The sequence below is a fragment of the Streptomyces thermospinosisporus genome, assembly GCF_039526425.1.
GTDB lineage: Bacteria > Actinomycetota > Actinomycetes > Streptomycetales > Streptomycetaceae > Streptomyces > Streptomyces thermocarboxydovorans.
Map to the genome: position 1 here is coordinate 1 of NZ_BAAAIZ010000071.1, position 12,378 is coordinate 12,378.

At 73.0% G+C, this 12,378-nt stretch carries 13 protein-coding genes; 8 read left to right on the plus strand and 5 right to left on the minus strand.

Annotated features, from left to right (window positions below; all coding sequences use genetic code 11):
• Positions 1–170: 170 nt before the first annotated feature.
• Positions 171–1,046, minus strand: coding sequence for an MHYT domain-containing protein (locus ABD207_RS22895; protein WP_344014987.1), 876 nt, complete (start codon positions 1,044–1,046; stop codon positions 171–173).
• A 287-nt stretch (positions 1,047–1,333) separates the two neighbouring features.
• On the opposite strand from ABD207_RS22895, the gene ABD207_RS22900 reads away from it, so the two are divergent.
• Both ABD207_RS22900 and ABD207_RS22905 read left to right on the plus strand, forming a co-directional pair.
• Positions 1,334–2,209, plus strand: a complete 876-nt coding sequence (locus ABD207_RS22900; RefSeq protein WP_344014988.1) for a glycerophosphodiester phosphodiesterase — start codon at positions 1,334–1,336, stop codon at positions 2,207–2,209.
• 188 nt (positions 2,210–2,397) lie between these two features.
• Entirely contained in the window at positions 2,398–2,952 is a 555-nt protein-coding gene (locus tag ABD207_RS22905; RefSeq protein ID WP_344014989.1) for a methylated-DNA--[protein]-cysteine S-methyltransferase, read from the plus strand.
• A gap of 53 nt (positions 2,953–3,005) precedes the next feature.
• On the opposite strand, the gene ABD207_RS22910 is transcribed toward ABD207_RS22905, so the two are convergent.
• A complete protein-coding gene (locus ABD207_RS22910; RefSeq protein ID WP_344014990.1) occupies positions 3,006–3,467 on the minus strand; it encodes a VOC family protein in 462 nt (153 codons plus the stop codon).
• A 100-nt stretch (positions 3,468–3,567) separates the two neighbouring features.
• On the opposite strand from ABD207_RS22910, the gene ABD207_RS22915 reads away from it, so the two are divergent.
• Both ABD207_RS22915 and ABD207_RS22920 read left to right on the plus strand, forming a co-directional pair.
• Complete coding sequence (locus ABD207_RS22915; protein ID WP_344014991.1) at positions 3,568–4,479, plus strand: pseudouridine-5'-phosphate glycosidase; 912 nt, start codon at positions 3,568–3,570, stop codon at positions 4,477–4,479.
• Positions 4,476–5,390: a carbohydrate kinase family protein gene (locus tag ABD207_RS22920; protein ID WP_344014992.1), complete on the plus strand. Its 915-nt coding sequence runs from the start codon at positions 4,476–4,478 to the stop codon at positions 5,388–5,390. The genes ABD207_RS22915 and ABD207_RS22920 overlap by 4 nt, the downstream gene beginning before the upstream one ends.
• A 204-nt stretch (positions 5,391–5,594) precedes the next feature.
• Here the strand turns inward: ABD207_RS22920 and ABD207_RS22925 are convergent, their stop codons facing one another.
• On the minus strand, positions 5,595–6,404 hold the full coding sequence (locus ABD207_RS22925) for a methyltransferase domain-containing protein (protein WP_344014994.1): 810 nt from the start codon (positions 6,402–6,404) through the stop codon (positions 5,595–5,597).
• 201 nt (positions 6,405–6,605) lie between these two features.
• Here ABD207_RS22925 and ABD207_RS22930 point away from each other — a divergent pair, with 201 nt between their 5' ends.
• Positions 6,606–7,733 (plus strand): magnesium and cobalt transport protein CorA, encoded by a 1,128-nt coding sequence (locus ABD207_RS22930; RefSeq protein ID WP_344014995.1) that lies wholly within the window; start codon positions 6,606–6,608, stop codon positions 7,731–7,733.
• 66 nt (positions 7,734–7,799) lie between these two features.
• Here ABD207_RS22930 and ABD207_RS22935 read toward each other — a convergent pair whose 3' ends face one another.
• Both ABD207_RS22935 and ABD207_RS22940 read right to left on the minus strand, forming a co-directional pair.
• Positions 7,800–8,225 carry a CBS domain-containing protein gene (locus ABD207_RS22935; RefSeq protein WP_344006670.1) on the minus strand — a complete coding sequence of 142 codons (426 nt, stop codon included), beginning with the start codon at positions 8,223–8,225 and terminating at the stop codon, positions 7,800–7,802.
• Between the two features lie 238 nt (positions 8,226–8,463).
• Positions 8,464–9,096 (minus strand): nucleoside/nucleotide kinase family protein, encoded by a 633-nt coding sequence (locus tag ABD207_RS22940; RefSeq protein ID WP_344014996.1) that lies wholly within the window; start codon positions 9,094–9,096, stop codon positions 8,464–8,466.
• 124 nt (positions 9,097–9,220) lie between these two features.
• Between ABD207_RS22940 and ABD207_RS22945 the strand changes: the two genes are divergently transcribed.
• The 3 genes from ABD207_RS22945 (at position 9,221) to ABD207_RS22955 (ending at position 12,262) form a co-directional block, all read left to right on the plus strand.
• Positions 9,221–9,919 carry a DUF2293 domain-containing protein gene (locus ABD207_RS22945; protein WP_344014997.1) on the plus strand — a complete coding sequence of 233 codons (699 nt, stop codon included), beginning with the start codon at positions 9,221–9,223 and terminating at the stop codon, positions 9,917–9,919.
• 143 nt (positions 9,920–10,062) lie between these two features.
• Positions 10,063–10,542, plus strand: a complete 480-nt coding sequence (locus tag ABD207_RS22950) for an anthrone oxygenase family protein (protein WP_344014999.1) — start codon at positions 10,063–10,065, stop codon at positions 10,540–10,542.
• Positions 10,543–10,771: 229 nt separating this feature from the next.
• Complete coding sequence (locus ABD207_RS22955) at positions 10,772–12,262, plus strand: glutamate synthase subunit beta (protein WP_344015000.1); 1,491 nt, start codon at positions 10,772–10,774, stop codon at positions 12,260–12,262.
• The last annotated feature ends 116 nt before the right edge of the window (positions 12,263–12,378 follow it).

Consider the following 12,378-nt stretch of genomic DNA (forward strand, 5'->3'; position numbering starts at 1 on the left):
CCTCGCCAATGCCTACCGCAACTGGCTCCAAGCCGCTTGACAGCCAATAGGAGCATCAACGGGCTCCGAGTGCCGCAGCGGGCCGCGGGCGGGGCCGGACAGGGGGCCGTAGGCGGGGCCGGACAGGGGGCCGCGGGCGGGGGGCCTGCCGGCGGTGGCGGACCGTCCGGTCAGCGCTGCTGCGGGGTGCGGGTGCGGTGCTCCACCGGGCCCCGGTAGCGCAGGCGGCGCCTGGTCGGCGTGGGGTGGCGTGCGGAGTGAGCCTCGGGGTGGGCGGGGACGCCGGGCCGCCGGCCGGCCGGTGTGACGGCCTTCGGTCCCGAGATCATCATCGGGTCGAGGATCACCACGACCGCGGCCAGGACCAGCAGGGCCAGCGGGCCGGTCAGCATCGGCGCGAGCAGGGCGCCGGCGGACTCGCCGGTGGCCGGGGCGGACGTGCCGTGGACGTGGACGGTGAGGGCGGCCATGCCGGTGTAGTGCGCGCCGGTGACCGCGAGCCCCATGACGAGGCTGGCGCCGACGCTCCACAGGAAGCCCTTGACCTGCCCGGCCGCCCACAGCGCGGCGGTGGCGGCGGTCATGGCGATGACGACGGAGGCGGCGACGGTGAGGGTGTTGTACTCCAGCTCCCCGTGGAGGCTGATACTGGCCATGCCCAGGTAGTGCATCGAGGCGATGCCGAGGCCGGTGATGGTGCCGCCGGTGAACAGGGCGGCGCCGGTGGCGCCCCGGTAGCCGACGATGAAGATCCCGACGCCCGCCATGGCGATGGCGAGGGCCAGGCTCGCGAAGGTCATCGCCCGGTCGTAGTGGAGCGTCGTGCCCTTGACGGTGAAGCCCGTCATCGCGATGTAGTGCATGGTCCATATGCCCGAGCCGAGGGCGGCCGAGCCCAGCGCGAGCAGGCCGGGGCGCCGGGCTCCGGTGACGGCCATGGACCGGGTGGTGCAGCGCAGGCCCAGGGCGCCGCCGAGGCAGGCCGTGAGATACGCCACCAGCGGTGTGACCAGACCGTAGCTGAGTCCGTCGACCGTGCCTTGCATGCGCGGCTGCCCTTCCGCCCTTTGCGTCCCGGAATTCCCGATGGAAGCACCCTCCCAGGACCGCGTGGGCGGTCGGGGTTGACGCAGAGAGTATGGCCCCCACCGGAAAGTCGAACGACTTTCCGGCAAAGAAACACGCCCTTGCCTCACTTGTGCGGCACCAGTGTGCGGAGTGCGGCGACAGCCGTTCAATGTCTGTCCATCCTGCGCCTGCTTCTCGTTGACCCTCTGCTGTCACTGTTGATCCGTCCGTGACATCGGATCGTCAGACGACGCGAGGAGTACGCATGCATCTGCGCGCTGTAGCCGCCTCGACCACCGCGCTCCTGAGCATCACCGCCCTTCTGCTGTCCGCCTCCCCCGTCGGTGCCACGGGCGACGAACGGTGGCGTCCCGAGGTCATCGCGCACCGCGGTGCCTCCGCCTACGCGCCCGAGAACACCCTGGAGGCCGTGGACAAGGCGGCCGAGCTGGGCATCGACTGGGTGGAGAACGACGTCCAGCGCACCAAGGACGGCGAACTGGTGGTGCTGCACGACGACAATCTGCGGCGCACCACCGATGTCGAGGAGGTCTTCCCCGACCGGGCTCCGTGGAAGGTGAAGGACTTCACGGCCGCGGAGATCGCCCGGCTGGACGCGGGCAGCTGGTTCGGCCCCGAGTACGCGGGCGCCCGTGTGCCGACGCTCGAGCAGTACCTCCACCGGGTGGAGCGGAACCATCAGAAGCTGCTGCTGGAGATCAAGCATCCTCAGCTGTATCCCGGTATCGAGCGCGACACCCTCAAGGTCCTCAGCAACGAGGGCTGGCTGGACCGGTGGCACACCAGGAGGCGGCTGATCGTGCAGAGCTTCAGCGCCGACAGCGTGCGCACCGTGCATGAGCTGAAGCCGGCCGTCAAGACGGGCTTCCTGGGCACGCCGCCCGTGGCCGACCTGCCCGCGTACGCGAGCTTCACCGACCAGATCAATCCCCCGCACGGCTCGCTGACGGCGAGCTATGTCACGGCCGTCCACGCCTTCCGGGGGGCGCACGGCAGGCGGATGGAGGTCTTCACCTGGACCGTGGACGACCCGGCCGCCGCCCGGCGGGTGGCCGGCTTCGGGGTGGACGGGATCATCAGCAACGCGCCGGACGTGGTGCGGGACGCGGTGGGTGGCTGAGCGCGGCGTCTGCTGCCGGTGGCTGCCGGGCGCTGACCGCCGCGTCCTGGTGTCGGCGGCGCCCGGCCGCTGAACCGCGTCCGGCTGCCGGTGGCTGGTGGCCCCTGAGCGGCGCGTCCGGCTGCCGGCGAGGCGGCTCTGAGCCGCTGACCGTCGCGTTGTCAGTGGCGGGTCGTACGGTGGGCCGCATGGACAGCCATGGGCAGGACGAGCAGCGGGTCGTGTGGGCCGTCGTGGACACCGGCATCGGCCCGCTGCTGCTGGCGGCGACCCGCAGGGGCCTGGTCAACGTCGTCTTCCACGCGACCGGCGCGGTGCGCGAGGCGGCCTTGCGGCGGCTCGCGTCGCGGTTCGGCAGTGAGCCGGTCGAGGAGCCCGGCTCCCCGCTGCTGGCCGAGGCGATACGCCAGGTCCGGGCCTACTTCGCCGGTGAGCGCAAGGAGTTCGAGCTGCCGCTGGACTGGTCGCTGATCTCCGGCTTCAACCGCGAGGTGCTCCAGCAGCTGGCCTCCGGAGTCCCGTACGGCACGGTGGTCGGCTACGGCGACCTGGCCGGGCGGGTCGGCCAGCCCGGTGCCGCGCAGGCGGTGGGCATGGCGATGGGCGCCAATCCGCTGCCGGTGGTGGTGCCCTGCCATCGGGTGGTGGAGAGCGGCGGCGGCATCGGCGGGTTCGGGGGCGGTCTGGAGACCAAGCGGCGGCTGCTGGCGCTCGAAGGGGTGCTGCCCGAGCCGCTGTTCTGAGGCTCGGGCAGGGCGTCAGCGGCGCATCAGGCGCATCAGGCGCATCAGGCGCATCAATCGTAGTGCCGCGCCTCGAAGACGTTGCCGTCGGGGTCGCGGAAGTAGAAGCTGCGCCGGGCCAGTCCGCGGGCTCCGAAGGAGTCGTGGCCGATGTCCGTCATCGGTACGCCCTGCTCCGCCAGGCGGGTGCGCAGCGCGTCGAAGGCGGGGGCCGACAGGGACAGGCAGACGTGGTTCACGGGGTGGCCGGCGCTCTCCGCCGCGCCGGGAAGCATGGTCATCCGCTCCGCCTTGGCCACCGGCATCAGGTCGAGGATGGTCTCCTCATTGACCCGCACCGACGGGAAGGGCGCCTCGCCCGCGGAGTAGTCGGGGAGCCGGACGGGCTCCAGGCCGACCGCCTTCTCGTAGAAGCCGGCCGCGGCGACGGGGTCGCGCACCCAGAGGACGATGTGGTCGAGGCGTGCCGTGTGTGGTGCGTCCGTCGTGTGATCGTCCGTCGTGTTTTCGGTCATACGTCCAGGCTCCGCGATCTCCGTGACGCCGTGCAAGGGGTTTGATCAGGCGCCCGGCCCGCCAGAGATGAGGGAAGGGCGACAGACGGGAGGCAGACCAGTGGTGCTCACGGTGTCCGATGAGGTGCGGGAGGCGCTCGCGTCCGGCCGGCCGGTGGTGGCCCTGGAATCCACGATCATCGCGCACGGGCTGCCCCGGCCGCGCAATCTGCAGGTGGCGGCGGAGCTGGAGGACGCCGTCCGGCAGGAGGGTGCCGTGCCGGCGACGATCGCCGTGCTGGACGGGTCGCCGCACATCGGTCTGGACAAGGACCAGCTGGAGCGGGTCGCGAGCGAGGACGGGATACGCAAGCTGGGCCACCGGGATCTGCCGCTCGCGGTGGCCTCGGGGGCGAGCGGGGCCACCACCGTGTCGGCGACCGCGCTGCTCGCCGCCCGGGCGGGCGTGCGGGTGTTCGCGACCGGCGGTCTGGGCGGGGTGCACCGGCAGTGGACGGTGACGCAGGACGAGTCGGCCGATCTGTCGCTGCTGGCGCACACCCGGATCACGGTGGTGTGCGCGGGCGTGAAGTCGATCCTGGACGTGTCGGCGACGCTGCAGCGGCTGGAGACCCTGGGCGTCGCGGTCGCCGGGTACGGCACGGACCGCTTCCCCGGCTTCTATCTGTCGGACTCCGGGCACCCGGTGGACTGGCGGCTGGACACCCCGGAGCAGGTGGCCCGGGTCATGCGGGCGCAGGACGCGATCGGCGGGCCCGAGTCGGCGCTGATCGTGGCGCATCCCGTGCCGGAGGACGAGCAGCTGGACCCGGCGCTTCACGACCGTGTGCTTGCCGAGGCGCTGCACGCCTGCGAGCGGGAGGGCGTCACGGGGCAGGCGGTCACGCCCTTCCTTCTCGACTACCTGGTGCGGCACACCGACGGCGCCTCCCTCGCCGCCAATCTCGCGGCGGTGCGGGGCAATGTGCGCCTGGCGGCACGGATCGCGGCGGCCTGGAACGCCGGGGAGTGACGGTGGGCCGCGCGGGAGCGCTGCTGGTCGCCGGTGATGTGATCACGGATGTCGTCGCCCGGCACCGTGGCCCGCTGGCCCCGGGCACGGACACCACGGCCTCCGTCCGGCGGGTGCCGGGCGGCGCGGGCGCCAATGTGGCCTGCTGGGCGGCACGTTGGAGCGGTGCGGACGTACGGCTGCTGGGGCGGGTCGGCGCGGACGAGGCGGAGTGGCACGAGCGGGCGCTGACGGCGTGCGGGGTGCGCCCGGCTCTCGTCGTCGACGAGGAGGCGCCCACCGGCACGGTGATCTGCCTGGTGGACGAGGGCGCCAGGGCGGAGCGGACGTTCCTCACCGACAGCGGTGCCTCGCTGCGGCTCGCACCGGCCGACTGGTCCGACGCGTTGCTGGACGGAGTGGCCCGGCTGCATCTGTCGGGCTATCTGCTGTTCAGCGAGAGCGGCCGGGAGTTCGTGACGGTGGCCATGAAGGCCGCCCGCGCACGGGACGTGCCGGTGAGCCTGGATCCGGCCTCGGCCGGGTTCATCACGCGGCTGGGCACCGAGCGGTTCCTGGCGCTGGCCGGCGGTGTGGACGTGCTGCTGCCCAGCCGCGACGAGGCCTGCCTGCTCACCGGGCTGTCCGACGTGGCGGAGGCGACGGCCCGGCTCAGCCGGAGCGTCCCGCTGGTGGTGACCAAGCAGGGGGCGCGCGGCGCGCTGCTGGCGCGTTCGGGAGCGGTGTACGCCCGTGTCCCGGCCGTGCGGGCGGAGCCGCGGGACACCACGGGCGCCGGCGACGCCTTTACCGGCGCCTTCCTCGCGGCTCTGCTGGCGGGTACGGAGCCGGAGGAGGCAGCGGTACGCGGGTGCGCGGCGGGCGCGCGGGCGGTGGAACACGTGGGAGGGCGGCCTCCGGGGCGGGTCTGACGCCTGTTCCGCAAGATTTCGGCCATGATCGGCCGTGGCCCGCGAGACCTCGGGCTTGGTCCAGGGAGACCTCGGCCGTGGTCCGGCGAGGCCTCGGCTTGGTCCAGCAGGACCCGGCCTCAGCCCAACAACACCCGGCCTTGGCCCTGCTTGACCTCCGGCTGGTCCAGCGAGGCCTCGGCGCCCCAGGGGTCCGAGCGCCCGTCACAAAACCTTGGGCGCCTGCGACTTGCGCCCCCGGGCGGAGACCAGCGGTGCGGCCGACAGGTCCAGCCGGCCCGTGGCGAGGTTGCCGAGGTGCTCGTCGATGTCCCCTGCGGTGGCCAGTCCCGCCACGAGGAGCCGGTCGCCGAGCAGCCGGACGGTGACGGACTCCAGCGTGGCGCAGGCCGGATCGGCGAGCGGCACGTACGCGTCGGCCCTGACGTCGGTGAGGCCTGCCTGCCGCAGCAGACGGGGCAGGACGCGGCCCTGGGCGGAGTTCTGGCCGCGCTTCGTGCGGAGCTCGTGGATGCCCTGCCGCAGCCGGTTGGCGAGCCGCTCCTCGGGGCCGTGCTCGTCGGGGCAGGCGAGGGGCTGGAGCTCGGGGTCGGTGTCCGCGATCAGCAGATGTCCGCCGGGGCGCAGGGCGGCGGCCATGGTGCGGACCGCCCGTTCGCGGTCGGCCGCCGCCTCGAGCGGGAGCCGGGCGTGCACCAGGTCGAAGCCCTCGGCGGGCGGTTCGCCGGACGCGATGTCGTGGTTCAGGACCTCCACCGGAGGACGGGCGGCGGGGGCGGGCCGGGTGGTGTCGGTCGAGGTCGCCAGCACCCGGCCCGTCGGCCCGACCCGTTTGGCCAGCCAGAAGGCCAGGGAAGGGCCGCCGCCGATCTCCCAGCAGCGCCAGCCGGGGCGGACTCCGACAGTCTCGAGATGCCGGATCGTCGTGGGGTCGTACAGGGCGGCGAAGGCGTCGTGGCCCTCGGCCGCCTCGGACTGCCGGTGGTGGAGCACGTTCCCGTCGGTTCGCATCATGATGCGATCATTCCATTTGCCCGGCTTGTCCCCGGTGGGCGACGCGGCGGGAACGCGGCCGACTCGGTTCGTCCACAGCCGGGAACAAAGCGGAACGAGCCCTGTCCACAGGCCCGCACGGGGGCCGGGCCGTGCTGGCAGACTGCTCGCCAAGGCGCGGAGCGCGGAAGCTGCGCGGGGGAACCACGCGAGGAGAGCCGGATGTCGAGGGCAGCACAACTGCGGAAGGTCACCAGTCTCGGCAGGGTCGCCGGACTGCGCAGAGTCGCCCGGCTGACCCGGCGCCGGCCGCGCGTGGACCTGAGCCACCCGGCCCGTTCGCCGCTCGGCTCCTCGGTGGTCAACTGCGTGACCTACCGGGACGGTGTGCGCACGGCGGCGAGCGGCGACCTGGTGGAGGCCGTGCGGCAGGTGCGCAAGAGCGGTGAGGGTTTCGTCTGGCTGGGGCTGCACGAGCCGACGGACGAGGAGTTCACGGGCGTCGCCGAGCTGTTCGACCTGCATCCGCTGGCGGTGGAGGACGCGGTCGAGGCCCATCAGCGCCCCAAGCTGGAGCGGTACGGGGAGACGCTGTTCGCGGTCTTCAAGACGGTCTGCTACGTCGAGCACGAGGAGCTCACCGCCACCAGCGAGGTGGTGGACACCGGCGAGATCATGGTGTTCCTCGGCCCGGACTTCGTCGTCACCGTGCGGCACGGCCGGCACGGCTCGCTGGGTCCGGTGCGCGAGGACCTGGAGTCCGACCGGCAGCAGCTCGCCCTGGGGCCGTCCGCGGTGCTGCACGCGATCGCGGACCACGTGGTGGACGACTATCTGCGGGTCATCGACTCGGTGCAGCTGGACATCGACCATGTCGAGAGCGACGTCTTCGCCGAGCACGGCGCGCGGGTCGATCCGGGCCGCATCTACCAGCTCAAGCGTGAACTCCTCGAGCTGAAGCGGGCCGTGGTGCCGCTCGACCGCCCGCTGGAGGAGCTCGCCACCCGGCCGGCCCGCGTGATCGCGCCGGATATACAGGCGTACTTCCGCGACGTGGCGGACCATCTGCAGCGGGCGAAGGAGCAGATAGCCTCCTTCGACGAGCTGATCAACTCGATTTTGCAGGCGCACCTGGCGCAGGTCACGGTCGCGCAGAACGAGGACATGCGGAAGATCACCGCCTGGGCCGCGATCGTGGCGGTGCCGACGATGGTCTGCGGTGTGTACGGGATGAACTTCGACCACATGCCGGAGCTGCGCTGGCGGTACGGCTACGGCATGGTCATCGGCGTCATATCGGTGGCGTGCCTGCTGCTGTACCGGGCGTTCCGCCGCAGCCGCTGGCTCTGAGCGGCCCGCGGTCCGGGCCGGCCGGTGCCGGCACGGACCGCGGTACGGGGATGGGGCCGGTGTCCGTCAGGCGGTCGTCCTGGCGTACACGCTCTCCGCCCAGGAGGCCAGCTGGTCGTCCGCCAGGTGCTGGGCCAGGTCGGCCTCGCTGATCATGCCGACCAGCCGTTTGTCCTGGACCACGGGGAGCCGGCGGATGCGGTGGGTCTGCATCTCGCTGAGCACCTCGCTGATGTCGGCGCCGGCGTCGATCCAGCGAGGTGTGCCCTTGGCCAGGTCGCCCGCGGTGACCCGGGCGGGATCCTGGCCCCTGGCGACACAGTCGACGACGATGTCACGGTCGGTGAGGATGCCGCACAGCCGCTCGTTCTCGTCGCTGATGGGCAGGGCACCGACGTTCAGTTCACGCATCAATTGCGCGGCACGGTCGAGCGTTTCGTGGGCGGGGATCCACTGGGCGCCGCGGTGCATGATGTCTCCGGCGGTGGTCATCAAATACCTCCCGTTGCCGGACGGCCTGCGCAGCGCGGGACACGCCGCGAGTCCCGGCGCCTCTTATTGTCCCGGCTCACCCCGCCCGCGGCACCCGGAGGCGGGGGCCGCACGCGTCACCTGCAGGCGCGTTCCGTACGGGGGCTCGACCCGGTCGCGCGTTCCGGTCCGGGGATTCACCTGGTGGCGGCTTCCGTCCGGGGATTCACCAGGTCGCACACACCCGTCCGGAGACTGCTCAGCCGCGCCAGGCCGGGCGGCGCGGGTCGTCGGCACGGATCAGCACATCGGCCCTCTCCGCCGGATCGGTCTCCCGCTCGTAGCGCTCGAAGGCCGGCAGGGTCCACTGCTCCGGCTCCGGTGTCCGGCGGCGCAGCGCGCCCGGGGAGAGCAGGAGATGGACACTCAGATCGAAAGGGAACCAATGACGCAGCAGGAAGGGGCCGTGCAGCAACAGCACGCCGCCCGGGGGGAGTTCGACGTAGGGGCTGCGGGTGGAACGGTCCGTGACCGGGTCCCGCAGGTCGGGCAGGACGCGGCCGCTGCCGCCGGGTTCGAGAGGCCCGAACACCTCCCGCCACAGCGCGCCGGTGTCGTACCAGCCGTCGTAGTAGGAGTCCACGTCCCGGTGGCCGTGCTCGAGGCGGAGCGAGGCGGGCCGCCAGAATCCGTCCGTACCGACGACCAGCGAGGGGCGGCCGCGTACCCGCAGCGCCTCGGCGACGCGCTCGGCGAGGTCACCGGGCCGGGCGGCCGGTGCTCCGTCGAAGGCGATCCGCAGCCAGGGACCGCCGTCGGCCGCCCGCAGCCCGAGCAGGCGCTCGGCGAGGAGGTCGCCGAGCCGGTCCCAGGTGATCGCTTCGAGTCGCACACGCCCCATGATGCGCCGCCCCCGGCCCGTGCGGAGACGCGGTCTGCCGGGCGCCGGTCCACAGGACGGGCCGCGCAGCGCGCGGGACGTGGGACCGCCCCCTGCCGACGGGAAGGAGAAGAGCATGGCCTCCCGCACAACTCCCCCGCCGCACTTCGGACTTGTCGTGCACCAGCCGCTCGGCCGGCGGCACTGTTCGGCCTGCCGTCGCGGTCCGCTGCCGCTGCTCGTCATGGAGAACGGGGTGCCGCGCTGCCTGGACTGCGCCGACCTGGGCCATCTGGTCTTCCTGCCGCGCGGGGACACGGCGCTCACCCGCAGGGCGCGGGAGGAGAGCACGCTGTCGGCGGTGGTCGTGCGGTTCAACCGGCGCAAGGGCCGGTACGAGCGGCAGGGGGTCCTGGTCGAGGAGGAGGCGCTGTCCCGGGCCGAGCAGCGGTGCCTTGCGGACGCCGAGGCCCGCCGCAGGCGCCGGGCGCGGGACGCGCGGCGGCGGGCGGCCGAGGACGTGCGCTTCACCACGGCCTTCGCGGCGGAGATCCGGGGGCTGTATCCCGGCTGTCCCGAGGAGCGCGCCCGGGCCATCGCCGGGCACGCCTCGGCGCGGGGCAGCGGCCGGGTGGGCCGGAGCGCGGCGGGACGGGCCCTGTCGGAGGGCGCGGTGATCTCGGCGGTCGTGGCGTCCGTGCGCCATCTGGACACCCCGTACGACCGGCTGCTGATGAGCGGCGTGCCCCGCCACGAGGCCCGCCGCAGGATCGCCGCGGCCGTGGAGACGGTCCTGCGGAGCTGGCAGGCGGCGGGCCTCGGCTCCGCGGGGTGAGGAGGCACGCGAGGGATCACACGTGGACGTACGCGTATGCGCCCGCGACGGCCGGCCATGGCCCGGCGCGGACACGGGGACTTGACTGGGGACGACGGAGATTTCCGGGAAGCGGGCGCGGCTGACGACGGGGAGATGACGACGTGATCGACGGACCGTACTTCGTGCTGACGGTGCTGGGCGTGCTGGGCACCGGACTGGTGGCGGGTGTCTTCTACGCCTTCTCGAGCTTTGTGATGAAGGGTCTCGCCGCGCTGCCGCCGGCCCAGGGCGTGTCCGCGATGCAGGCGATCAACGTGGCGGCGGAGACGGCGGCCTTCATGGCCGTGTTCACCGGCTCGGCGGTGCTGTGCGCGGTGATAGCCGTGGTGACGTTCGTGCTGTGGCCGGACGGCGGCACGGTCGAGCTGCTGATCGGCAGCGCGCTGTATCTGTTCGGTTCGTTCGGGGTCACGATCGCCGCGAACGTGCCGCGCAACGACGCGCTGGCCAAGCTGGAGCCGGGCACACGGGAGGCGGCCTCGTTCTGGCCGGGCTATGTGCGCGAGTGGACGGCGTGGAACCACGTCCGTACGGTCGCCTCGGCCGGTGCGGCGCTCTCCTATCTCCTCGCCCTGACCTGATGGCGGGCCCCGGCTGCACCTGTCGACGGGCCCCGACCGCAGCCGCCGGACCCGGCGTGCGGCGCCGCGCCGGTCACCACGCCGACCGGCGCCCCGGTCACCAGGCGCATCGCCGCACGAAAGGCGCTGTCGCGCGCGCTGCGGGTGCGCGGGAGGCGACGTATCGTGTCGGGAGGAGAGCCGCCCGACGACGCACGGCCCGTCACCCTCGCACGCAAGGAAGACGGCCATGGCCGATCCCAAGGGTTTCCTCACCACTCCTCGCCAGGACTGGCCGCGCCGGCCCGTCGAGGAGCGGGTACGGGACTGGCACGAGGTCTACGTCCCGGGAGCGCTGCTGCCGATCATCAGCAAGCAGGCCGACCGCTGCATGGACTGCGGGATCCCGTTCTGCCACGATGCCTGTCCGCTGGGCAATCTGATCCCCGAGTGGAACGATCTGGTCTCGCGCGAGGACTGGCGGGCGGCGGCGGAGCGGCTGCACGCCACGAACAACTTCCCGGAGTTCACCGGACGGCTGTGTCCGGCGCCCTGCGAGGCGGGGTGCGTGCTCGCCATCAACCAGCCGGCGGTCACCATCAAGAACGTCGAGTGCGCCATCGCCGACCGGGCCTGGGAGGAGGGCTTCGCGCAACCCGCTCCCCCGGACCGGCTGTCGGGGCGCACGGTCGCGGTGATCGGCTCGGGTCCGACCGGTCTGGCCGCGGCCCAGCAGCTGACCCGGGCGGGTCACACGGTCGCCGTGTACGAGCGGGACGACCGCATCGGCGGGCTGATGCGGTACGGCATCCCCGCGTTCAAGATGGAGAAGCGGCATCTGGAGCGCCGGATCGAGCAGATGACGGCCGAGGGGACGAAGTTCCGTACGTCCACGGCGGTCGGGCGCGATGTGGACGCGGCCGAGCTGCGGACGCGCTACGACGCCGTGGTGATCGCCACGGGGGCGACGGCCTGGCGTGAACTCCCCGTCCCCGGGCGGGAGCTGGCCGGCATTCACCAGGCGATGGAGTATCTGCCGCTGGCCAACCGGGTGTGCGAGGGCGATCTGGAGACCTCGCCGCTGTCGGCGGCCGGCAAGGACGTGGTCATCGTCGGCGGCGGCGACACCGGCGCGGACTGCCTGGGCACGGCGGTGCGGGAGGGCGCCGCGTCCGTGACGCAGCTCGACATCTACCCCCAGCCCGGCACCGAGCGCGACGAGGAGCGCGAGCCCTGGCCGACCTACCCGAAGGTCTACCGGGTGTCCCCCGCGCACGAGGAGGCCCGTGATCTGCGGACCGCCCCGCTGGCGGACACGGACGCGCGGCTGTTCGCGGCGTCGACGCTGCGGTTCTCCGGCGACGAGGACGGCCATGTGCGGTGGCTGCACCTGGTGGAGGTGGACGAACAGCGCCGTCCCGTGCCCGGCACCGAACGGGACCTGCCGGCCGATCTCGTCCTGCTGGCCCTCGGCTTCTCCGGCCCCGACCGGAGCGACGGACTGATCGACCAGCTGGGCCTGGACATGGCCCCCAGCGGCACGATCGCCCGCGACCAGGACTTCGCCACCAACGTGCCGGGAGTCTTCGCGGCCGGCGACGCGGCCCGCGGACAGTCCCTGATCGTCTGGGCCATCGCCGAGGGCCGCGCGGTCGCAGCAGCCGTCGACCGCCACCTCACCGGCGGCCCCACCCGCCTCCCGGCCCCCATAGGCCCGTACGACCGCCCCATGCGAGTGTGAGCCGACAGGCACGGCGGCACTGCGCGCCGCGCGGACGTCGCGCCAGGCGGATGGGCGCCGCGGGCGCCACACCAGGTCACCTGCGCGTCCCGCCGGGGAGACCGTGCCCCGGCCCC